Here is a 21488-nt window from a genome sequence, read left to right on the forward strand (position 1 = left end):
AAAACCGCTGGATTCGCTTGTTGTGCATTGTGGGCATCAAATCCTTTCAATCATTTTCTGAATTATGTCCTCTTCTCGCTGACCGTCTATAAAACTCCATTGTGCGAGGATACCCCACAGAAAATTCCCTACATACTTCACTTGATCATAGGTATATGTGCTTGAATTTTTGAGTCGATAAACATTTTCCAGCAATAATTTAAAGAAGGAGTGAATTTTGGGATCAGTAAACATGACGTTATTGAGTGTATATGCTACCTCGTTAGCGAGCATTTCAATTTCGATTAATAAGTCATTCATCCGTGTCTGATCGAATTGAAGACCGTTTAAAGCGGCATACCATAACTCGTCGCGGTTTTTTCCAAAAAATTCTTTGAACTTCTTATAATCACACAGCTCTTTAGGTAATTCTGAGTCATGGGTTCCGATAGAGGCCCATAATAAAATCTGAATGATATTCTCTTTGAAATTTTTATATGAGTTTTTGAGATTGTTCTTGATGATATTTTTCCGTCGTCTTTCAGGTAGATAAACAACGATAAGCCAAAAGAAAAGGCTAACGAGATACCCGACAGAGACGTTGAAGAAAATAGAGTTCCCGTTGTATAGAGAATGTAATGCTGGTTCTATATCCGTCCCGCGGAGGAACCATACAACTGTTTCTTGGCTTCCCGAGATCAATCCATATAGTGCCACTGGCGTTAAAGCTACAAGGATAAATTTCATATTTTTGGGGTTCATTGTTTAATCTTATGCACAACTCCTTATTGAGCGGTTCACGCGCGCGCGTGAACTGGTGATCCACCCAAGAGGGATATTTAGCCTGTGCACATTAGATGATCAGCCTTGATATCTCATCGTAAATCCGGGATTTGGTAACACGGAGGCTTATTAACGCCACCTTAGAACATAGTTCGCATCAGTGCAAGCGGAAATCCGTGGTTCGAGACCATAATTGGAGACCCGGTCATGGCAGCCAGGGCGAATATCAACTTCTGGAGCAAAGTTGGGATTCACTGCCGCAAGGAGCCCCCCGTCGGGGGGGGGGGGGNACCTTAGAACATAGTTCGCATCAGTGCAAGCGGAAATCCGTGGTTCGAGACCATAATTGGAGACCCGGTCATGGCAGCCAGGGCGAATATCAACTTCTGGAGCAAAGTTGGGATTCACTGCCGCAAGGAGCCCCCCGTCGGGGGGGGGGGGGACGGTTATGGCGTCCCCCACGGGACCCCCTGAAGAGCCGTGCACTCTGCTTACAACCCTGCGTCCGTCGACTGTTTTCATACAAAAAATGGCCCCCCAGGTATTGGGAGGCCATTTTTCATGTTGTTTTCATACAGTATGAAAACTTTTGAATAGTTAAATTGTCGATCTAACTAACTAACGAATGATTTCATACAGTTTTTGCCCCCGTTATCGGGAAGGTGCGGAGGCTTTTGCTTTGCCTGTAGCTCAACCTCAACCTGCCTCTACGCCAGGTACTGGGCGTAGTAACTTTTGACCCTGGCCAGATAAGTCCGGGTCTCGCGGGGAAGGGTGTCGGTTCCGTGACGGTCGACGTTGCCGGGACCCCAGTTGTACGCGGCCAAGGCTTCATCGACGTTGCCGTTGTAACGGCGCAGCATGTCCTTCAAAAACCTGGTGCCGGCCATGATGTTCTGCTCGGGGTCGAAGGAATCGGTGACGCCCAGCCCACGCGCGGTGGCGGGCATCAATTGCATCAACCCCTGGGCCCCGGCGGAACTGACGGCACGCGGGTTGAAATTGCTCTCGGCCTTGATGACGGCCCGGATCAAGCCGCTGTCCACGCCGTAACGCTGGCTCGCCCGCTGGATGATGGCGTCGGTACCGCCGTCGTCGGCGACCCCGGGAACAACCGGCAATTGGCCGGCCTGAAAATTCGACTGCTGGGCCTGGAAGGCGGCCTCGGGCCCCTGCTCGGCGGCAACCTCATGGGTCCCGGCCACCGCGCTGCCGCCGGCGGGGAGCTGCTCGAGAAACCGGTTCAACAACCCCTGCACGTTGACGTTGGCAGTGGACGGGGCCGGCGCGGCCGCGTCACCGCCAATGGCCAGGGCGGAACTGAGCATCTTCAGCCTGAGCGCCTCGGCTGCGGCCTGCGGCGTCACCTGGATGCGCGCACCGCCTTTGTCCAGCATCTCCTGGAACGGTACTGCCGGCGCACCGGAGGCGGCGGTGGGCTTTTTAGCCCCTTCCACGTTCCCCGGAGCCGTGGTTATCGGATTGATCGACATATGCTCCCCTCTTACGGGGAAAGCGTAGTCTCCCCGTAAACCAGTTTCTTCTTCTTCAACTTCTCGATCAGCGTGGTGCGCTTCAGGTTCAGGAGCTCGGCAGCCTCTTTCTTGTTGCCGCCGCTCTTCTCAAGGGCCTGCATGATCAACCGGTTCTCGAATTCCTCGACGGCGCTGTTCAGACAGAAACCGTCGTCGGGAAGGTTGATCATGTGCTCGCCGTGCACCACGGGGATGCTGCGGCCGCCGCGGTACTTCTCGGGGAGGTCGTGGATGTTGATCACGCCGGTCCCCTTGATGATGACCAGGCGCTCCACCAGGTTCTCCAACTCGCGCACGTTGCCGGGCCAGTCGTAGCTCCCCAGGGTCTCCATGACCTGCTTGTCAAAACCCTGAACCTTGCGCTGCTTGCTCCGGTTGAACTTCTCCAGGAAGCTGTTCAACAGAAGCGGGATGTCCGCCCCGCGCTCGCGCAGCGGCGGCAGCATGATCGGGATCACGGAGAGCCGGTAGTAGAGATCCTCGCGGAACTCCTTGGAGGCCACCATGCCGTCCAGGTTCTGGTTGGTCGCGGCGATGATCCTGACGTCGACCTTCTTGGAGCGGGTGGAGCCCACCGGCTCCAGTTCCCGGCTCTGCAGCACGCGCAGAAGTTTCACCTGCAGGTTCGCCTTCATGTCCCCGATCTCGTCCAGGAACAGGGTCCCCTTGTCGGCCATCTCGAAGCGCCCGACGCGGGTGGCTACGGCGCCGGTGAAGGAGCCCTTGACGTGGCCGAACAGCTCGCTCTCCAGAAGCTCGTCAGGAATGGCGGCACAGTTGAGCGCCACGAAGTTCTTGTCGGAGCGGTTGGAGAGGTCGTGGATGGCGCGCGCCACCAGTTCCTTGCCGGTCCCCGACTCGCCCTGGATCAGCACGGTGGAGTCGGAGGTGGCCACCTTCTCGATCATCTCGAAAAGCGAGAGCATTTTTTCGCTTTCCCCGATGATGTTGTTCAAGAGCGCCCTGTTCTTTATGCAAGGCTTGGACCGGAAACTCTTGCTCTGCAGCGCCTGGTGCTCCAGGCCGCGCTTGACGTGGGTCTCCAGCTCTTCGAGGTTGAAGGGCTTTTCCAGATAGAAAAACGCCCCCGCCTTGAGGAGATTGGCGGTCATCTCGTTGTTGGCGAAGGCGCTGTAGGCTATGGTGACTATCTCCGGGCGGAGCGACTTGAGCTGCCGGATGAACTCCAGACCGTTCACCCGCGGCATCATGATATCGGTGATGACCATCTGCACGTCGTGCATCTCGATCTTCTGCAGGGCGTCCTGCCCGTCGAAGGCCTGGTAGACCTGGTACCCTTTGTAGCTCAGGAAGGCGGCCACAAAGTCCCGCGTCTTCTTGTCATCATCTGCGATCAGTATTTTCGGCGTTTCCATCGTTTCCCCGATTTCGGTTAAAGTTGCTGAGATTTAAGCCGATACAAAAACGGTCAACGTCCGAAACTATAGCGAGTTCTCGACGCAATGTCAATTAAATGACTTGGGCTAAATATCATGCCTGTCAATTTTTTGCCCGACACCTCGCAACGCCCCACGCCCCGGGGGCTTCAGCCGCCCTGGACGGGGGTTCGCGCCGCTGGCAGCGATCTTGCGTTAGAGGAAAAAAATATTCAACCTTTGTCATACCCGGCCGATTAGGGTTCAGTAGGGCCGGCACCGCGTGTCGGCCTCGATTACACCGTAGAGGGAGGGTCCATGGAGACCGCACTCACCAAGGTAAAGAGCGAAGAGTACGGGGGGGAGTTGATCCAGTTGGTAAGCTTCAACCTCGAGAAAGAAGAGTACGGCATCAACGTCCTGATGGTGCGCGAGATCATCCGGATGCTCAACATCACCCGGGTGCCCAACACCCCCCACTACGTCGAGGGGGTCATCAACCTGCGCGGCAAGGTCATCCCGATCATCAACCTGCGCAAGAAGTTCGACCTGATGGACAGCGACTACGACAAACGCACCCGCATCATGGTGATGGAAGTGGTGGGCGAGCTGATGGGGTTCATCGTGGACGAGGTCTCCGAGGTGATCCGCATCTCCGAGAAGGAGATCCAGCCGCCGCCCCCGGTGGTCTCCAGCGGCATCGAGCAGGAGTGCATGGCCGGCGTCATCAACCAGGCCGAGCGCCTGCTGGTCCTGCTCGACCTGGAGAAGATGTTCTCCGCCGACGAAAGAAGACTGTTCAGCAACGTAGCGTAAGGCACCAACGGGGGGAAACGGTCCCCCTTTCCGGAGCACAACATGGCCATAGACTGCGAAGATCAGGAGCTACTGGACGGCTTTTTAGCCGAGACCACCGAGCTCCTGGAAAAACTTGACGACGACCTGATCTCTCTCGAAAAGAGCCCGGAAGACGCCGACCTCATGAACCGGATCTTCCGGTCCATCCACACGGTCAAGGGGGCGTCCAGCTTCCTTGGGTTCGACATGCTCGTCAAGGTCACGCACAAGACCGAGGACGTCCTGAACCGGCTCAGGAAGCTGGAACTGACCCTCACCCCCGAGATCATGGACGTGATCCTGGAGGCGGTCGACCTCGTGAAGACCCTGGTGGCCGACATCAAGGGGGGCGACATCATCGAGAGGGACCTGGAGGGGACCATAGGCAAACTGATCCCCTTCCTCTCCGAGAACGCCGTGGAAGCGACCGTGCTGGCCCCCGTCTTCGCCCCCAAGGAAGAGAAGGCGGCCGCCCCTGCCGAAACACCGGCGCCGGCGGCAGAGCCCGAACCGACCGCAGCAGCGCAGGCCGCGCAGCCGGCCCCGCAGGAGCCCAAGGCGGAGGCCAAGGCCGAGCCGGCCGCGTCCCAGCAGGTGGCGCCCGCGCCGCAGCCCAAGCCCCAGCCGGTCAAGGAGCCCCAGAAGGCGCCCGCCAAGGGGGGCGGCGACGATCTCGCCGACAACTCGACGGTCAGGGTGGACGTGAAGCGTCTGGACGACCTGATGAACCAGGTGGGCGAACTGGTGCTGGAGCGTAACCGCATGATCCAGCTGCACAGCGACTACCAGACCGGGCTCAACCCCGCCGAATTCGGCGACGATTTCGGCAAGCTCTCCAAGCGGCTCAACTTCGTCACCTCGGAACTGCAGATGCAGGTCCTCAAGATGCGCATGCTCCCGGTGGAGAAGGTCTTCAAGAAGTTCCCGCGCATCGTCCGCAACCTGGCGCGCGACCTGGGCAAGGAGGTCGACCTGGTCATCTACGGCGAGGAGACCGAACTGGACCGCTCGGTGGTCGACGAGATCGGCGATCCTTTGATCCACCTGATCAGGAACGCCCTGGACCACGGCCTGGAGACCCCGGAGCAGCGCCTGGCCGCCGGCAAGGAGCGCAACGGCACCGTGGTGCTCTCCGCCGCCCACGAGGGGAACCAGATCGTCATCAGCATCAAGGACAACGGCCGGGGCATCGACCCCGACAAGATCGCGAAAAAGGCGCTGGACAAGGGGCTGGTCACCGACGAGCAGGTCGCCGCCATGGGGACCCGCGAAATTCTCGACCTGATCTTCCTCCCCGGCTTCTCCACCAAGGAGCAGACCACCGACCTTTCCGGGCGCGGCGTCGGCATGGACGTGGTGCGCACCAACATCCGGAAGCTCAACGGCATCATCGAGATCAAGAACGAAGTGGGGCACGGCAGCGAGTTCATCCTGAAGCTGCCGCTCACGCTGGCCATCATCCAGTCCCTGCTGGTCGAGGTCGAGAAGGAGGTCTACTCGATCCCGCTCGCCTCGGTCATCGAGACCATGCGGGTCAGCAAGAAGGAATTCCACATGATCGGCGGGCAGGAGGTGCTGAAGCTCAGGGACTCGGTGCTCCCGCTGCTCCGGCTGCAGCAGACCTTCGGGTGCAACGAGGTCTACACCGACCGGGACACCTGCTACGTGGTCATCGTGGGGGTCGCGGAGAAGAGGATCGGCCTGATCGTCACCAGGCTGTTGGGGCAACAGGAGGTTGCCATCAAGTCGCTGGGCAAGTTCCTGTCCAATCTCCCGGGGATCGGTGGTTCGACCATCATGGGAGACGGCAGGGTGGCGTTAATTGTGGATCCGATCGGTCTGGTCGGTGGGGCAGCCTGAGGGGGCGATAATGGCATTAGACACGAAACCATTTGACGCTAAAAGCGCCCCGAAGATTTCCGACAAGGATTTCGAGCAGCTTCGGGATTACATATACAACGTCTGCGGCATCTACTTCCACAGCAGCAAGAAGTACTTCCTGGAAAGCCGGCTGGCGCGCAGGATGGAAGGGACCGGCTGCAAGACCCATGCGGACTACTACCAGTTCGTGCGCAGCCCGGCCACCGGCAGGAACGAACTGAGCAAGCTCCTCGACGAGATCACCACCAACGAGACCTGTTTCTTCAGGAACATGCCCCAGTTGAACGCGCTGGAGAACAAGTTCCTCCCGGAGATCATCGGCACCAAGGGGAAGATCGGGTTCAAGAAGCTGCGCATCTGGAGCGCCGGCTCCTCCTCCGGTGAGGAGGCCTACACCATGGCCATGATCCTCCTGGAAAAGCGCGCCACGCTCTTGAAGGACTGGATCATCGAGATCGTGGGGACCGACATCAACGAGACCGTGCTGGCCCAGGCGCGCGAGGGGGTCTACAACAGCTACTCGGTGCGCAACACGCCGGACTACTACCTGAAGAAGTATTTCAAGGAGGAAAGCCCGGGTCGGTTCGTGCTCTCCCCCGAGGTCAAGAAGCTGGCCACCTTCAGCCAGCTGAACCTCTACGACGACAACAAGATGCTCTTCATGAAGAGCTTCGATTTCATCTTCTGCGCCAACGTGCTCATCTACTTCGATACCTCCTCGAAGAGCAAGGTAGTGCAGCACTTCTACAACAACCTGCAGCCGTATGGCTACTTCTTCGTGGGGCAGTCCGAGTCGCTGCACGGGGTGAACGACAAATTCAAGACCGTACACTTCCCGGGCGGGTTCACCTACAACAAGTGAGGATGATGCAATGGAAAAAGCAGCCATGATGCAGACTGCCGAGGAGATGGTCGAGAGCTTCGTTGACCTCCCCACCATCCCGCACGTGGCCACCCGGGTGATCGAGCTTCTGGACCGCCCCGGCGTCGAGCTGGACGAGGTCGCCGACATGATCCTGGCCGACCAGGTCCTGGCGGCCCGGGTCATCAAGATGGTCAACTCGCCGCTGTACAAGCCCGCCAACGAGATAAAGTCGGTGAAAAGGGCCCTGATCTACCTGGGCTTCCGTCACATCCGCGAGCTGGCCTTCACCTGCTCCTTCGTCGACGTCTTCGAGGGGCGGGACGGCATCTTCGACGTGCGCAGTTTCTGGGAGCACTCCTTCGGCGTCGGCGTAGTTGCCAAGATCATCGCCCAGCGAGTGCGCTACCCCGATACCGAGAAGGCCTACCTGGTCGGCATCGTGCACGACATCGGCGAGGTGTTCCTCTCCTACTACCGCCAGGATGCCTTCCGCGCCCTGCTCGAGTCCGTGAAGGGGCAGCCCTTCCGCCTGGTCGAGAAGGAGGCGGAGTACCTGGGGACCTCACACAGCGAGATCGGCCTGTGCATCGCCAAGAAATGGAATTTCCCGGCTGACTACTGCGAGGTGATCGGACTGCACCACGACCCGGATCAGGCCGTGCTCGACCCGACCCTGTGCGCCATTGTCAACCTGGCCGACCTGTTCTGCTCCGTGCGCCAGCTCGACTACGGCGGGAGCTCCTGGGTCACCTTCAACCTCGCCGAGGAAAAGGCGTGGGCCATCCTCAAGTCCTACGCGCCCAACCTCGCCGACCTCGACGTGGAGCGCTTCTGCTACGAACTGGACGACCGCGTCCCCGAGATCCAGGACATGGTCAAATCGATCTTCCAAGGCATAGGAGCCAAAGAACCGTCATGATCCCCGCAACTTCGAGCAAACTGAAGGTACTGATCGTCGACGACTCCTCCTTCATGAGGATGGCGATCCGCGGCATCCTCACCAAGGCCCCCGGCGTGGAGATCGTCGGCATCGCGGCCGACGGCATGGAAGGGGTGGAAAAGGCCCTGGCCCTGAAGCCGGACCTGATCACCATGGACGTGGAGATGCCGCGCATGGACGGCATCGCGGCCCTGAAGCAGATCATGGCCAAGCAGCCCACCCGGGTGCTCATGGTCTCCACCCTGACCTGCGAAGGGGCGCGGGCCACCTTCGAGGCGCTCGAAGCGGGTGCCATCGACTACGTCCCCAAGAACGTCAGCGACTGCAAGGACGCCCAGGCCATGTTCCAGGCCGCGCTCCTGGAAAAGGTACGCGAGGCGGCGGTTTCAGCCATACCAAGGCGCGCCGGCATCGGCCTGGTACAGCGCGTGGCGCCGCCGGTACAGGTGCGCCCGTCCCAGTTCGCCAACCGCCGCGTCGGCTGCGTCGGCATCGGCGCCTCCACCGGCGGACCGGTCGCGCTTCAGGAGGTCATCTCCCGCATCCCGGTCAATTTCCCGCACGGCATCGTGGTCGCCATCCACATGCCCAAGGCCTTCACGGGCCCCTACGCGGAAAGGCTCAACGCCAAGTGTTCGTTGTCGATCAGGGAAGCGGTTGACGGCGACATCGTCAAGGGAGGCCAGGTGCTGATCGCCCCGGGTGGGATGCACACCAGCCTGGTCAAGCAGGGGAGCAACATCGTGGTGCGGACCCAGCCCACCAGCGACTTCCCGCAGTACATCTACATCCCTTCCGTGGACCAGATGATCACCTCCATGGCGGACGCCAGTAACGGCGCCATGCTGGGGGTTATCCTGACCGGGATGGGGAACGACGGGTTCAAGGGGATGAAGCACCTGAAGGAAAAGGGGGGCATTACGCTGGTGCAGAACGAGGCGACCTCCACCATCTACGGCATGCCGCGGGCCTGCATCGACGGCAAGGTGGCCGACGTGGTGCTTCCGCTGGACCAGATAGGCTTCGAGATCGGCAAGATAGGTTGACAACCGGCTCCTGGTCCGTCAGCGTTGCGCACGGATCAGGAGTCCCCCTTCACTCTCCTCCACGCTGCAGCGCGAAAACCCCTGCCGTTTCAATCTGAACAGGACCACTGACGCCGCCAGCGGACGGCACTGCGGCACGAACAGCCGCAACTCACCCTTGCTATCCAGGTAGAGCCCCATTCCCCTCCCGATATCCTCCGGCTCGCAGGACCTTACCTCGCCAGGCTGCGTCGGCTGTGGCGCGCCGCCACGGGGTGGCAGGACCGTGCGCCAGATGAGCTCCAGGGTTCTCAACGTTCTTTTCATGCTTTCGCCTCGCCTTGCCCGGCGCCTGCCACGGTATTTCCCACACCGTCGCCCGGCACCCGCTGTGGATCCTTCCCGTCCGGCTGCACCTTGATTCGGCTCCCCAGGTAGACCCCGGCGACCACCAGCATGCCCCCCACGAGCTGCGGCAGCACCACCCTTTCCCCGAGAAAGAGCGCGGCCTGCAGCGCCCCGAAGAACGGCACCAGGTTGACGAAGACGGCGGCGCGCGACGCACCGATCCGCCCGACTCCCTGGTACCACCAGACGAAACCCACCACCGTTCCGAGCAGTGCCAATTGCAGGATGGCGAGCCATCCCACCAGGGTGAAGGAAGGGATGGGGCCGCCGGCGACGGCGTGCTCAACCAGTGCCGCGGGCACCAGGAGCATGGTCCCGAACAGGGCGGCGTAGGCTGTGGCGGCCAGCGGCGTGAACGTCGCCAGCGCCTTCTTGCCGAGGATGGAATAGAGCGCCCAGCACAGCGGTGCGCCCAGCATGATGAGGTCCCCCTTGTTGAACGCGAAGTTGGCGAGGACGGCCCACGAGCCCTTGGAGATGACCACCGCGACCCCCAGGAGCGAGACCAGCAGGCCGACGGCTTGGGTAGGGGTGACCCGTTCCCTGAGCCAAAGCGCCGACAGTACGGCCGTGAGGAGGGGGTTGATGGCGACGATGAGCGCACCGCTGGTGGCGGTGGTCAGCTTGAGGCCGGTGAAAAAGACGGCGTTGTAGCAGAAGATGCCGGTAACGCCCAGGCTGAAGAGGAGGGCAAGCTCCCGCACATTCTTGGGCACCGGGAAGGGTTTCCCCTCTTTGGCGGCGTACCAGGCGGTGAGCGCGATCAGGCAGATTCCAGCTATGGAGAAGCGGCTGCTGGCGGAAAAGAAAGGAGGCGCCTCTTTTACCGCCAGACGCGCCGCGACGAAGGTGCCGCCCCAGAAAAAGGTGGTCAGCACCAGCTTCAGATATACCGATCTCAGATTGCCACTCATGCTGCAAGCACCTCGCCGAGGCCTACGCGACGAAGCGCTGCACCTCTACCCAAACTTCTTCCCCTGCTCACTTCCCCTCCAACCGCGGTCCGTCAGAACCAGCGGATCACTTCATGTTCCATGTCGATCTGGTAGCGGTACTTGCGCAGGAAATCCATCCCGAGCAGGCCGTCGTGCATGCCGGAGCTGCCGCTGTAGGAGATCAGTTCCACCTCCATCGGGCCGCGGGCACAGGGGCCAACGGTCACGGCGTCAACGCGGACGATCTTTGAGCGCACCACCCGGCCGTCGGCCAGCTCCGCCTGCGCATTCGCGGCAGAGCGTAAATCAATGGGGAGCCTGTTGGCAACACTTTCGTGCAGTGCCGTCCTGGTGGCGCCGGTGTCGAGGATCAGTTCCAGCCGGACCGCCTGGCCGCCGTGCTTCACGGTCACTGGGACCAGCACCTGGTTGTCCACCACGCGCACCTTGGTGACGACATCGCCGGCGGGGGCAGCCGGCAGCGCGACGGCCGACCGTTCCTGGCGCTGGGAGAGCTGTTCCCCCCTCCCCTTCTGCTCTCCTTCCCACTCCTGCTCCGCGGGCGCCGGCACGGCGCCCTGGGGCAGCGGCTGCCCCTTGGGCTCGACCTCGTCCGCGATCTGCTGCGCCTGGGCCAGCTGGGCCTGCTCGCTGGCGCCGTAGGGCCAGAGCAGGTAAAACATGAGCCCCGCCACCACCAAAAGCCCTGCCAACCCGGCCATGGTCCTGGCCGGCGATGCCTGCCCGTCACGGCCGGCCTGCCGTACGGCCAGTTCCCGCGCATAGCCGGCCAGCTTCCTGCCGATCAGGGCATCCGGGCACACCTCGGCAAGCTTGGCGACTGCGGCCCCGGCACGGCCATCCCCTTCCTTGATCAGGGGGATGGCTATGGAACTGACCAGGTCCATGACCATATCCTGCAGGCGGCCATAGCCCTGCCCCCCCTCGGCCCGCCCCAAGGCTGGGAAAACGATGCGCTCCACATCACAGAGCGCCGCGATCAGCAACTCGTGCCTGGTGGCGGCATCGCTGCTTTCCCGCAGTTCAAGCGCGACCCTTTCCTTTATCCCCCTGCACAGATGCTCGAGATCCATAGCGATTCCCCACGGCAGCACGAGTCCGCGACGCATGGCAGCTGTTTGGCAACGACAGGAAATTCTAACGTATTATGGGCATCCCGTCTGCAGTTGTGGGTGAGGTAACGGAAAATTGCCGCGGCTCTCAGGTTTGAGGGTCAGCGGCTCTCCTCCCCCGCCTCCGGCACCACCGCGGCGGCGCCGTCCATGGTGGTGGCGAGACGCAGGACGTAGAGCAGGATGACGCAGGCGGCGCCCCAGGTCACCAGCAGGATGCCGCACCAGATGCCGGTAAGTCCCCAGCCGAGCAGGTCCGCCAGGAGGTAGAACACCGGGATCGGGAAAACGATCTGCCGAGCGAGGCCGATCACTAGCGGGAAGACCGGACGCTTGAGCCCCTGCAGCACGGAGACGCTGGTGTAGAGGATGACGTAGGCGGTGAAGACGAATGCCTCGATGTGCAGGTAGTGCACCCCGATGTCGATGACCACGGGATCCTTGGTGAAGAACGACATGAGTGGTCGTGCCGCGAGGAAGACGGCGGCGGTGCCGAAACTCATCAGGATCATGCCGGCCCGCAGCGAGGTGCGTATGGTCTGCACCACGCGCTCCATCTGGCGCGCGCCCGCGTTTTGCGCCACCAGCGCCAGGGTGGCCACGTTCATCCCCATGACCGGCAGCAGGGCGATCTGCTCGATGCGGGTGCCGATGCCGTAGGCCGCGACCGCGTCGCTGCCGAAGCGGGCCACGAAGCGGGTGATGACGAAGATGCCGATGGCGACGGTCATCATGTTGAGGCTGGACGGGAAGCCCAGCTTGGCGAGCTGGAAGTAGGCGCGCCGGTCCGGAACCAGCTCGGGCAGGCGGAAGTGCCTGAGCATGCCGGACTGCCTGACCCGCATCAGCATGTAGCAGTTGCCGATGGCCTGGACCAACACGGTGGCCCAGGCGATGCCGGGCAGCCCCATGGCGGGAATGCCAAGACCGCCGTACATGAACCAGGGGTCGAAGGCGAGGTTCAGGAAGAAGCCGAGCACCAGGTAGTTGCGGAAGCTGCGGCTGTCGCCGGTGGCGTTGAGGATGGCGTTCAGGACGTAGTTGACCAGGAAGAAGACGCTGCCGGTGAAGATGCAGTCCATGTACTGCAGGGCCAGTTCCAGCACGGTGCCGTGGGCGCCCAACAGGCCGAATAGGAACCGGGCGCCGGCAAGGCCTATTGCGGTGAGCAGGAGCCCGTGCAGCAGACCGAACGAGAGGGTCTGGCCGGCAAGGTGGCGCGCCCCGTCGCGGTCTCCGGCGCCGAGGGCGTGCCCGATGAGCGAGGTGGCGCCCGTGGAGATGCCGGCGCCGATGGCGATGATGAGGAAGAAGACCGGGAACGAGAGGGACAGGGCAGCCAGGGCGTCCGTGGAGATGCGGCCGCCGTAAAAGGTGTCCACCACGTTGAACATGGTGTTGAAGAAGTAGCCCACGCTGGTCGGCAGCGCGATCTTGCGGATCAGGCCGGGGATGGGTTGGTTCAGCAGGTCGTGACCGCTTTGCGGCATGGGGCTCCTCGGTGATGCAACTGCGGCTGGTCTGACTAGTCTGACTAGTCGGAGTGGTCTGACGGGTCTGACGGGTCTGACGGGTCTGACGGGTCTGACGGGTCGGTCCATTGTGGAAAGCCTTAAGCTTACACGCCCTCCGGGCAAAAAAAAAGAGCGGCGGGGCCGCTCTTCTCATTTGTTTCTGTGTCGGACGCTTAGCGCCCGCCTGCCTTGCCGGCCACCTGCACCCTAATCAGGGCGCGCTCGAGAGCGGCCTGGTAGATGCGGAAGTTCTTGTCTTCCGGGGTGAGCGACTTGAGCTCGGTCTCGGCACGCCCAAGGGCTGCCTTGGCACGCTCCAGGTCGATCTCGTCGGCCCTCTCGGCGGTCTCAACCAGTACGGTGACCTGGTCGTTCTCCACTTCGAAGTAGCCCCAGTTGAGCGCCAGGTGGTGCAGCACGCCGTCCTTCTTGTAGGCCAGCTCGCCGATCTTCAGCGAGGTGAGGAAGGGGGCGTGGCCCGGAAGGACGCCGAATTCGCCGAGTGCACCGGTGGCGGTGATCTCGTCCACTTCTTCGGACATGACCTTCTTGTACGGCGTTACCAGTTCAACCTTCAGTTTTTCAGCCATATAAACCTCTTGAGGCAAAGGCGGTTGGAGAGGGGGACAGGCACCTGGCGGAGCCAGTCCCCTTCCTTAGGCCTTTAGCCGTACCAGATTAATTAAACCGCGAGCTTCTGAGCTTTCTCGATGGCTTCCTCGATGGTGCCGACCATGTAGAAGGCCTGCTCCGGGAGGTCGTCGTGCTTGCCGGCGATGATCTCCTGGAAGCCCTTGATGGTGTCTTTCAGCTCGACGTACTTGCCCGGGGAGCCGGTGAAGGCCTCTGCCACGTGGAACGGCTGGGAGAGGAACTTCTGGATCTTACGGGCGCGGGCAACGACCAGCTTGTCCTCTTCGGAAAGCTCGTCCATACCGAGAATCGCGATGATGTCCTGGAGATCCTTGTACTTCTGGAGTACGTACTGAACCTGACGGGCTACACCGTAGTGCTCCTCGCCGATGACCTGCGGGTCGAGGATCCTGGAGGTGGAGTCGAGCGGGTCCACCGCCGGGTAGATGCCGAGCTCGGCGATCTGACGGGAAAGAACCGTGGTCGCGTCGAGGTGGGCGAAGGCGGTTGCCGGAGCCGGGTCGGTAAGGTCGTCGGCCGGTACGTAGATCGCCTGAACCGAGGTGATGGAACCCTTGGTGGTCGAGGTGATGCGCTCCTGCAGCTCACCCATCTCGGTAGCCAGGGTCGGCTGGTAACCGACGGCGCTCGGGATACGGCCCAGAAGTGCGGACACCTCGGAACCTGCCTGGGTGAAGCGGAAGATGTTGTCGACGAAGAGGAGCACGTCCTGGCCTTCCTCGTCACGGAAGTACTCTGCGATGGAGAGCGCGGAGAGAGCAACGCGGGCACGCGCCCCCGGAGGCTCGTTCATCTGGCCGTACACGAGTGCGGCCTTGTCGAGAACGCCGGACTCCTTCATTTCCATCCAGAGGTCGTTCCCTTCACGGGTACGCTCGCCGACGCCGGCGAAGACGGAGAAGCCGCCGTGCTGCTTGGCGATGTTGTTGATGAGCTCCATGATGAGAACAGTCTTGCCGACGCCTGCGCCGCCGAAGAGGCCGATCTTGCCGCCCCTGGCGTACGGTGCGAGCAGGTCGACGACCTTGATGCCGGTGGTGAACGCTTCGACCTTGGTGGACTGGTTCACGAAGAGCGGCGCCTCGCGGTGGATGCCGTACTCTTTCTCGTTGCCTACCGGACCCATCTCGTCAACCGGCTCGCCGATGACGTTGAGGATGCGGCCCAGGGTCTTGCGACCGACCGGAACGGAGATCTGCTTGCCGGTGTCGAGGACCTGCTGGCCACGAACCAGACCGTCGGTACCGTCCATTGCGATGGTCCTGACGGCGTTCTCGCCCAGGTGCTGTGCGACTTCGAGAACCAGGTTGAACTCCTGGTCGTCGATCGCGGGGTTGGTTACCCTGAGAGCCTGGTAGATCGGGGGGAGCTTGCCCGGCTCGAATTCGACGTCGATAACTGCGCCGATGACCTGCGAAATTTTTCCGAAGTTCTGACTCATGTTTAAACCTCTTCCTTTTGCGGCCGGTAGGGCCACATATTTTTATAAGTGTTAACCCTTGATCGATTCAGCACCGGAGATGATTTCCATCAGCTCGGTGGTAATGGCCGCCTGGCGTGCCCTGTTGTAGATCAGGGTCAGCTTGGCGATCATCTCGGTGGCGTTCTTGGAAGCCGCATCCATCGCCGTCATCCTGGCGCCGTGCTCGGAGGCCACCGACTCGAGGAGGGCCTTGAAGACCTGGACCTCGATGTGCTTGGGGAGCAGTTCATCGAGCAGCGCGCCCTTGGACGGCTCGTAGATGTACTCGGTCCCGATTTCCTCTTCCGCACCGGCCTTCGGCGCGATCGGCAGGAGCTGCTCCAGGGTGATGTCCTGGCTCATGACGGAGCGGAAGGCGTTGTAGATGATGAAGACTTCGTCGTATTCTTCCGCCAGGTACCCCTCGATCAGCTCGGCGGCAACGAGCGCCGCGGTCTGGTAGGAGAGGGTGGAGAAGATGTTGCCGTGATGTTTGCGGACCGTGTGACGGTTCCTCAGGAACTCGTAACCCTTGCGGCCGATGGTCATCAGGGTCATTTCCGAGAAGTCGCCCTTGCGCTCCTTCATGAAGCGGTCGGCGGCCTTGGAGAGGTTGGCGTTGAAGCCGCCGCACAGGCCGCGGTCCGAGGTCACCACCACGAGGAGGGCACGACCGCCGTCACGCTTGACCATGAGCGGATTGGCATCCGACTCCTGGGTCTTGGCGAGACGCTCAAGCACCTCCGCGAGCTTACCCGCGTAGGGGCGCGCCGCGACCACGTTCTCCTGGGCGCGACGCAGCTTGGCGGCCGAGACCATTTTCATGGCCTTGGTGATCTGCCGGGTATTTTTTACGGATACGATCCGTTTCTTGATGCTCTTAAGGTTTGCCATTCGCTAAGTCCGTCCTTGGTTTAGGCAGTAAATTCCTTCTTGAACTCTTCGAGGCCGGCGATGATCTGAGCTTTCAGGTCGTCGTCGATGGCCTTCTTGTCGCGCAGGGTGGCGAGGACGTCCGCTTTCCTGGCGTCGAAGAATGCGTAGAGTTCCTGCTCGTACTTGCCCAGCGAGTTGACCGGGTAGTCGTCGACGTAGCCGTTGTTGGCGGCGAAGATGACCAGAACCTGCTTCTCGTTGGAGAGCGGCTTGTACTGCGGCTGCTTGAGGATCTCGACCAGGCGGGCACCACGAGCGAGCTGCATCTGGGTGGCCTTGTCGAGGTCGGAGCCGAACTGTGCGAACGCTGCCATCTCGCGGTACTGGGCGAGAGCCAGACGGAGGGTACCGGCAACCTGCTTCATGGACTTCAGCTGTGCGGAACCGCCGACGCGGGATACGGACAGACCGACGTTGATGGCCGGGCGTACGCCGGAGTAGAACAGGTCGCTCTCCAGGTAGATCTGGCCGTCGGTGATGGAGATAACGTTGGTCGGGATGTAGGCCGAAACGTCACCTGCCTGGGTCTCGATGACCGGCAGAGCGGTCAGGGAGCCTGCGCCGCACTCGTCGGATACCTTGCACGCACGCTCGAGGAGACGGCTGTGGAGGTAGAAGACGTCGCCCGGGTAAGCTTCGCGCCCCGGCGGACGACGGAGCAGCAGGGAGAGCTGGCGGTAAGCGACGGCCTGTTTGGAGAGGTCATCGTAGATGATCAGGGCGTGCTTGCCGGCGTCGCGGAAGAACTCACCCATGGTGACGCCGGTGTACGGTGCGATGAACTGCAGCGGTGCCGGCTCGGAAGCGGTAGCGGCGACGACGATGGTGTAGTCCATGGCGCCGTGCTCTTTGAGCTTGGAAACAACCTGGGCGACCGTGGAACGCTTCTGGCCGATCGCGACGTAGATGCAGACGACGTCGCCGCCCTTCTGGTTGATGATGGTGTCGATCGCGACGGCGGTCTTGCCGGTCTGGCGGTCGCCGATGATCAGCTCGCGCTGGCCGCGCCCGATCGGAACCATGGAGTCGATCGCCTTGAGGCCGGTCTGCATCGGCTGGTGCACCGACTTACGCTTGACGATACCGGGGGCCTTCACTTCCACCTTACCGAAGGTGTCGGTGTTGATCGGGCCGAGGCCGTCGATCGGCTGGCCGATAGCGTTGACCACGCGGCCGACCAGGGCCTGGCCTACCGGGACCTCGACGATCCTGCCGGTACGCTTGACGCTGTCGCCTTCCTTGATCTCGGAGAACTCACCGAGGATCGCGGCGCCGACGTTGTCTTCCTCGAGGTTGAGGCACATGCCGGTGATGCCGTGCGGGAACTCGAGGAGCTCGCCTGCCATCGCCTTGTCAAGACCGTGGATACGGGCAATACCGTCACCGATGGAGATGATGGTGCCGGTTTCGGCTACCGCCACTTCCTTGCCGTACTCCTTGATCTGCTTCCTGATAATCTCGCTGATTTCTTCCGCTTTGATTTCCATAGAACCGTCTCACCCCTTCTGTAATATATCCTGAATGTTAGCTAACTGAGTCCTTACCGATCCGTCGAATACCTTGTCGCCGATCTGCGTTACCACACCGCCGATGAGCGACGGATCAACCACAACCTTGAGTTCAACCTTTTTCCCGGTCGACTTGGCCAGGGCGCCCTTGATCTCCTCGACCTGGGCCGCGTCCAGCGGCAGCCCGGAGGAAAGGGTCGGCCTGATCACGCCGGAGAGCTCGTCGGCGAAGACGCCGTAGTTCTCCGCGATCTGCGGCAGCACCGAGAGGCGGCCGCGCTCGAGGAGGAGCATCATCAGGTTGGAGATCATCGGGGAGATGGAGAGTTTCGCCACCAGGTCCTTCAGGATCTCTTTCTTTTCTTCGATGCCGTAGGCAGGGTTGGCGAAGATAGCCGAAAGCTCGCGGCTGTCGGTCAGGACAGTGCTGAAGCGGGACAGTTCGCCGTTGAACCCTTCCACGCTCCCTGCTTCCGAGCCAATCTGCACGAGTGCCTTGGCGTAACGTTTGGCAATAGCGTTAGTACTCAATGTAGAGTCACCACCTTGGAGATATAGTCGCCCACCAGCTTGTCCTGGTCGCCTTTTGCAATGTTCTGCTTGATCTTCTGCTCGGCCAGCTCGACCGCGAGGCGTGCTGCCTCGGCGCGGAGCTCGTCTTTCGCCTTGAGGACTTCCTGGGCCGCTGCGGCCTCGGCCTGGGCCTTGATGCGGGCGGCGGCGTCCTTGGCTTCGGCGATGATGCGCTCCTTCTCGAGCTCACCCTCGCGCTTCATGTTGGCGGAAATCACCTCGATCTCCTGGTTGGCCTGGTCCAGGCGCTGGGAGTACTCGGCGAATTTCTTCTCGGCGGCTTCCTTGGCGGCGACCGCTTCCTGCAGGGTCTTCTCGATCCCTTCGCGGCGTGCGGCCAGGGTGCCTTTCACGTCGGCCTTCTTGAGGGCCCAGACGGCGATGGCGACCAGGGCGGCGAAGTCGATGCAGCGCCACATGAAGTCCTTCATCTGGGCTGCCTGGTGACCGCCCTCGTGCGCGGCGCCGGCGTGCTCGGCTGCTTCCTGGGCGAAGCCGAGGGAGGCCAGGGCGATGACCGCGCCTGCGGTGAGGAACGAAACGATGAGCTTCTTGTTCATATGCATGCTAGAGACTCCTCCCGAGAACTTTTTCGCAGATTTCGGAGGACAGGGTCTCGGCGCTTGCGGTCAGCATGCGGCGCGCCTCTTCGGCCTCCTGGGCCACCTTGGCCTTGATGGCGGAAAGGGACTCGGTAGCTTCGGCACGCGCCTTGTCGAGGATGGCGGCCTCCTGCTGCTGGGCCTCCTTCTTCAGGGCACCACGCTCGTCGGCAGCGCCGGCGCGGATCTCGCGCATGCGTGCCTCGTAGCTGGCCAGCTTCTCCTGCACTTCCCTGTCGACTTCGGCGCTTTTCTGCTTCGCCCCGTTGACCTGGGCGGCGCGGTCGGCAAGCTGTTTCCTGATCGGCTTGTAGAGGAAGACGTTCAGGAGCAGTACCAGCACCAGGAAGTTCACCAGCTGGAATACAAATGCGATGTCTAAATTGATCACCAAACCACCTCTATTCGAACATTTTTAAAGGCGTATACGCCTTCATACTGTGAATGGGTCCGCGCAAAACAGGTGATTGCTATCACATAAATGCTTTTTGTGTCAAGCGATTTATCCGTTTGCGTGAAGAATTGTATACACTTACACAAGGCCTAACTTCGGTATTTTGAGGCGTCGAAGCTGTGCCAGTCGGGGTGCCGCGGAACTGTCACAAGGGCGTGAACCGAGTGTTAGCGCGGGTTTTGTAGACAGCATCGTGTATGACATTTGGAACGATGTTCGATTTGCTTTCCCTTGCGGGGGTGGATCTGAAACAGGTGCGGCAGGTGGTGCTGAGGAAAAAGGAAGAAGCGTCGTCTCATTCCCCCTCCCCCGAAGGAGGGGACTGGCTCCGCCAGGTGCCTGTCCCCTTGGTGCTTGGGGAAGGTGGCTGAGCCGAAAGGAGCGTTCCGCGAGAGGGACAGGCACCTGACGGAGCCAGTCCCTTCTGCCGCGCGCCCCTACAGGTTCAACAGCTCCACGATACGGGTCAGCTCCTTCATGTCGCCGAAGCTGATCTCCAGCTTGCCGCCGCGCCCGGAACGCTTCAGGGCGACCTTGGCGGCGAAGTGGCGCTGCATGCGGTCGACGAGGTCCTTCTGGTCCGGGTCGAGCGACGGCTTGGCGGCCTTCTTGGGCGGCCCCGCCTTCCTGCGCTTCACCAGCGCCTCGGTCTCGCGCACCGACAGGTGCCCCTTGACGATCTCGTCGCGCACCGCCTTCTGCTCCTCGACGTCCTCGAGGGTCAACAGGGCGCGGGCGTGCCCCATGGAGATGCGGTCCTCGGCCACGTCGCGCTTGATCTCGGCGGGGAGGCGCAAAAGACGCAGCGCGTTGGCGATGGTGGAGCGCTCCTTGCCCACCCGCTTGGCGAGCTCCTCCTGGGACAGGGAGAAACGCTCCAGGAGCGCGTGGTAGGCCTCGGCCTCCTCGACCGCGTTCAGGTCCTCGCGCTGGATGTTCTCGATGAGCGCCATCTCCAGGGCGGTCTCCTCGGAGACGTCCTGGATGACCACCGGCACTTCCCTGAGACCCGCTTTCTGGGCGGCGCGCCAGCGCCGCTCGCCGGCGATCAGCTCGTAGTGGCCGGCCTTCTTGACCACCACCAGGGGCTGGATGATCCCCTTCTCGCGGATGGAGGCCGCCAGCTCCTCGAGTTTCTCGTTGACGAAGGTCTTTCTGGGCTGTTCCTTGTTGGGCTTTATGTCTTCGATGGGGCAGGAGAAGTATTTCTTGCCGTGATCCTCCACGACCGGGAGCAGCGCCCCCATCCCCTTGCCCAGACCCATTTTCTTAACCATGCGACACCTCGCGCGCGATGAGTTCCTTGGCCAGATCCATGTAGCTGGTCGCCCCCTTGGAGGTGATGTCGTACAGGCAGATCGGCTTGCCGTGCGACGGCGCCTCGGACAGCCTCACGTTCCTCGGGATCACGGTCTGCAGGGTCTCCTTGGGGAAGTGGGCGCGCATCTCCTCGCCGACCTGGCGCGACAGGTTGTTCCTGGCGTCGAACATGGTGAGCAGGATCCCCTCGATGGAGAGCGACGTGTTCAGCCCCTGCTGGATCAGGTTGATGGTCTTCAGTATCTGCGAAAGCCCTTCCATGGCGTAGAATTCGCACTGCAGCGGAATGAGTACGGAATGCGCCGCGGTCATCGCGTTGATGGTCAGGAGGTTCAGCGAGGGAGGGCAGTCGATGAAGATGTAGTCGTAGGAGTCGGAGAGCGAGGTCAGGATCTTCTTCAGCTTCCGCTCGCGGTCGGTGACGCTCACCAGTTCCAGCTCGGCGCCGGCGAGATCGGACGTTGCCGGCAACAGGTGCAGGTAAGGGAGTTCCGTCTTGAGCACGATGCGCGACGCAGGTACGTCGTCGATCAGGGCGTCGTAGATGCTTTCTTCCAGGACATCCTTGTCGGCGCCCACGCCGCTCCCGGCGTTCCCCTGCGGATCCATGTCCACCAGGAGCACGCGGCGCTCGGCCACGGCCAGCGAGGCCGACAGGTTCACGGCCGTCGTGGTCTTGCCCACCCCACCCTTTTGATTCGCCACACAGATGATCTTAGCCATAGTTTCTTCTCGATTTGTGAATGATCCGAGTGTTGCCGAAAATGC

21 protein-coding genes are annotated in these 21488 nt (G+C 61.4%); 5 read left to right on the plus strand and 16 right to left on the minus strand.

Annotated elements, in window-relative coordinates; all coding sequences use genetic code 11:
- Positions 1-36: 36 nt before the first annotated feature.
- The 3 genes from H7687_RS00205 to H7687_RS00215 form a co-directional block, all read right to left on the minus strand.
- A complete protein-coding gene (locus tag H7687_RS00205) occupies positions 37-741 on the minus strand; it encodes a hypothetical protein (protein WP_198424597.1) in 705 nt (234 codons plus the stop codon).
- A 728-nt stretch (positions 742-1469) separates the two neighbouring features.
- A complete protein-coding gene (locus H7687_RS00210) occupies positions 1470-2255 on the minus strand; it encodes a lytic transglycosylase domain-containing protein (protein WP_183343885.1) in 786 nt (261 codons plus the stop codon).
- A gap of 11 nt (positions 2256-2266) precedes the next feature.
- The gene (locus H7687_RS00215) at positions 2267-3673 is read right to left on the minus strand and encodes a sigma-54-dependent transcriptional regulator (RefSeq protein WP_183343887.1); all 1407 of its coding nucleotides are present in this window, start codon (positions 3671-3673) and stop codon (positions 2267-2269) included.
- A 318-nt stretch (positions 3674-3991) separates the two neighbouring features.
- On the opposite strand from H7687_RS00215, the gene H7687_RS00220 reads away from it, so the two are divergent.
- Genes H7687_RS00220 through H7687_RS00240 form a run of 5 tightly spaced genes read left to right on the plus strand, consistent with a single transcriptional unit; the run spans position 3992 to position 9242 of the window.
- Positions 3992-4489 carry a chemotaxis protein CheW gene (locus tag H7687_RS00220; protein ID WP_183343888.1) on the plus strand — a complete coding sequence of 166 codons (498 nt, stop codon included), beginning with the start codon at positions 3992-3994 and terminating at the stop codon, positions 4487-4489.
- Positions 4490-4531: 42 nt separating this feature from the next.
- The gene (locus tag H7687_RS00225; RefSeq protein ID WP_183343890.1) at positions 4532-6370 is read left to right on the plus strand and encodes a chemotaxis protein CheA; all 1839 of its coding nucleotides are present in this window, start codon (positions 4532-4534) and stop codon (positions 6368-6370) included.
- Positions 6371-6380: 10 nt separating this feature from the next.
- Positions 6381-7253 carry a CheR family methyltransferase gene (locus H7687_RS00230; RefSeq protein WP_183343892.1) on the plus strand — a complete coding sequence of 291 codons (873 nt, stop codon included), beginning with the start codon at positions 6381-6383 and terminating at the stop codon, positions 7251-7253.
- Between the two features lie 10 nt (positions 7254-7263).
- Positions 7264-8175 (plus strand): HDOD domain-containing protein, encoded by a 912-nt coding sequence (locus H7687_RS00235; RefSeq protein WP_183343894.1) that lies wholly within the window; start codon positions 7264-7266, stop codon positions 8173-8175.
- On the plus strand, positions 8172-9242 hold the full coding sequence (locus H7687_RS00240; RefSeq protein WP_183343896.1) for a protein-glutamate methylesterase/protein-glutamine glutaminase: 1071 nt from the start codon (positions 8172-8174) through the stop codon (positions 9240-9242). Before H7687_RS00235 ends, H7687_RS00240 begins: the two co-directional genes overlap by 4 nt.
- Positions 9243-9260: 18 nt before the next feature.
- On the opposite strand, the gene H7687_RS00245 is transcribed toward H7687_RS00240, so the two are convergent.
- The 13 genes from H7687_RS00245 to H7687_RS00305 form a co-directional block, all read right to left on the minus strand.
- Positions 9261-9548, minus strand: coding sequence for a hypothetical protein (locus H7687_RS00245; RefSeq protein WP_183343897.1), 288 nt, complete (start codon positions 9546-9548; stop codon positions 9261-9263).
- Positions 9545-10543, minus strand: coding sequence for a DMT family transporter (locus H7687_RS00250; protein WP_183343899.1), 999 nt, complete (start codon positions 10541-10543; stop codon positions 9545-9547). The genes H7687_RS00245 and H7687_RS00250 overlap by 4 nt, the downstream gene beginning before the upstream one ends.
- Before the next feature lie 92 nt (positions 10544-10635).
- Positions 10636-11658 carry a retropepsin-like aspartic protease family protein gene (locus H7687_RS00255; protein WP_183343901.1) on the minus strand — a complete coding sequence of 341 codons (1023 nt, stop codon included), beginning with the start codon at positions 11656-11658 and terminating at the stop codon, positions 10636-10638.
- A 140-nt stretch (positions 11659-11798) separates the two neighbouring features.
- A complete protein-coding gene (locus H7687_RS00260) occupies positions 11799-13187 on the minus strand; it encodes an MATE family efflux transporter (protein ID WP_183343903.1) in 1389 nt (462 codons plus the stop codon).
- 197 nt (positions 13188-13384) lie between these two features.
- On the minus strand, positions 13385-13801 hold the full coding sequence (locus tag H7687_RS00265; protein WP_183343904.1) for a F0F1 ATP synthase subunit epsilon: 417 nt from the start codon (positions 13799-13801) through the stop codon (positions 13385-13387).
- 92 nt (positions 13802-13893) lie between these two features.
- A complete protein-coding gene (atpD, locus tag H7687_RS00270) occupies positions 13894-15306 on the minus strand; it encodes a F0F1 ATP synthase subunit beta (protein ID WP_183343906.1) in 1413 nt (470 codons plus the stop codon).
- A gap of 51 nt (positions 15307-15357) precedes the next feature.
- Positions 15358-16221 (minus strand): ATP synthase F1 subunit gamma, encoded by an 864-nt coding sequence (gene atpG / locus H7687_RS00275; protein WP_183343908.1) that lies wholly within the window; start codon positions 16219-16221, stop codon positions 15358-15360.
- Between the two features lie 20 nt (positions 16222-16241).
- Positions 16242-17750 (minus strand): F0F1 ATP synthase subunit alpha, encoded by a 1509-nt coding sequence (gene atpA / locus H7687_RS00280; protein WP_183343911.1) that lies wholly within the window; start codon positions 17748-17750, stop codon positions 16242-16244.
- Positions 17751-17759: 9 nt separating this feature from the next.
- Positions 17760-18302 carry an ATP synthase F1 subunit delta gene (gene atpH / locus H7687_RS00285; protein ID WP_183343913.1) on the minus strand — a complete coding sequence of 181 codons (543 nt, stop codon included), beginning with the start codon at positions 18300-18302 and terminating at the stop codon, positions 17760-17762.
- A complete protein-coding gene (locus tag H7687_RS00290; protein ID WP_183345970.1) occupies positions 18299-18904 on the minus strand; it encodes a F0F1 ATP synthase subunit B in 606 nt (201 codons plus the stop codon). Before H7687_RS00290 ends, atpH begins: the two co-directional genes overlap by 4 nt.
- Before the next feature lie 7 nt (positions 18905-18911).
- A complete protein-coding gene (locus H7687_RS00295) occupies positions 18912-19337 on the minus strand; it encodes a F0F1 ATP synthase subunit B family protein (RefSeq protein ID WP_183343915.1) in 426 nt (141 codons plus the stop codon).
- Between the two features lie 500 nt (positions 19338-19837).
- A complete protein-coding gene (locus H7687_RS00300) occupies positions 19838-20677 on the minus strand; it encodes a ParB/RepB/Spo0J family partition protein (protein ID WP_183343917.1) in 840 nt (279 codons plus the stop codon).
- The gene (locus H7687_RS00305) at positions 20670-21443 is read right to left on the minus strand and encodes a ParA family protein (protein ID WP_183343919.1); all 774 of its coding nucleotides are present in this window, start codon (positions 21441-21443) and stop codon (positions 20670-20672) included. Before H7687_RS00305 ends, H7687_RS00300 begins: the two co-directional genes overlap by 8 nt.
- Positions 21444-21488 lie beyond the last annotated feature (45 nt).

It is taken from the genome of Geomonas paludis (assembly GCF_014193585.1).
GTDB classification, from domain to species: Bacteria; Desulfobacterota; Desulfuromonadia; order Geobacterales; family Geobacteraceae; genus Geomonas; species Geomonas paludis.

Bases quoted from the DNA above. Each gene is read 5' to 3' on its own strand.
- H7687_RS00260 (WP_183343903.1), bottom strand. From the start codon at position 13,187: ATGCCGCAAAGCGGTCACGACCTGCTGAACCAACCCATCCCCGGCCTG.
- H7687_RS00205 (WP_198424597.1), bottom strand. From the start codon at position 741: ATGAACCCCAAAAATATGAAATTTATCCTTGTAGCTTTAACGCCAGTG.
- H7687_RS00255 (WP_183343901.1), bottom strand. From the start codon at position 11,658: ATGGATCTCGAGCATCTGTGCAGGGGGATAAAGGAAAGGGTCGCGCTT.
- atpA (WP_183343911.1), bottom strand. From the start codon at position 17,750: ATGGAAATCAAAGCGGAAGAAATCAGCGAGATTATCAGGAAGCAGATC.
- H7687_RS00300 (WP_183343917.1), bottom strand. From the start codon at position 20,677: ATGGTTAAGAAAATGGGTCTGGGCAAGGGGATGGGGGCGCTGCTCCCG.
- H7687_RS00265 (WP_183343904.1), bottom strand. From the start codon at position 13,801: ATGGCTGAAAAACTGAAGGTTGAACTGGTAACGCCGTACAAGAAGGTC.
- H7687_RS00235 (WP_183343894.1), top strand. From the start codon at position 7,264: ATGGAAAAAGCAGCCATGATGCAGACTGCCGAGGAGATGGTCGAGAGC.
- atpG (WP_183343908.1), bottom strand. From the start codon at position 16,221: ATGGCAAACCTTAAGAGCATCAAGAAACGGATCGTATCCGTAAAAAAT.
- H7687_RS00215 (WP_183343887.1), bottom strand. From the start codon at position 3,673: ATGGAAACGCCGAAAATACTGATCGCAGATGATGACAAGAAGACGCGG.
- H7687_RS00290 (WP_183345970.1), bottom strand. From the start codon at position 18,904: ATGAACAAGAAGCTCATCGTTTCGTTCCTCACCGCAGGCGCGGTCATC.
- H7687_RS00210 (WP_183343885.1), bottom strand. From the start codon at position 2,255: ATGTCGATCAATCCGATAACCACGGCTCCGGGGAACGTGGAAGGGGCT.
- H7687_RS00230 (WP_183343892.1), top strand. From the start codon at position 6,381: ATGGCATTAGACACGAAACCATTTGACGCTAAAAGCGCCCCGAAGATT.
- H7687_RS00220 (WP_183343888.1), top strand. From the start codon at position 3,992: ATGGAGACCGCACTCACCAAGGTAAAGAGCGAAGAGTACGGGGGGGAG.
- H7687_RS00305 (WP_183343919.1), bottom strand. From the start codon at position 21,443: ATGGCTAAGATCATCTGTGTGGCGAATCAAAAGGGTGGGGTGGGCAAG.
- H7687_RS00240 (WP_183343896.1), top strand. From the start codon at position 8,172: ATGATCCCCGCAACTTCGAGCAAACTGAAGGTACTGATCGTCGACGAC.
- H7687_RS00225 (WP_183343890.1), top strand. From the start codon at position 4,532: ATGGCCATAGACTGCGAAGATCAGGAGCTACTGGACGGCTTTTTAGCC.
- atpD (WP_183343906.1), bottom strand. From the start codon at position 15,306: ATGAGTCAGAACTTCGGAAAAATTTCGCAGGTCATCGGCGCAGTTATC.
- H7687_RS00250 (WP_183343899.1), bottom strand. From the start codon at position 10,543: ATGAGTGGCAATCTGAGATCGGTATATCTGAAGCTGGTGCTGACCACC.
- H7687_RS00245 (WP_183343897.1), bottom strand. From the start codon at position 9,548: ATGAAAAGAACGTTGAGAACCCTGGAGCTCATCTGGCGCACGGTCCTG.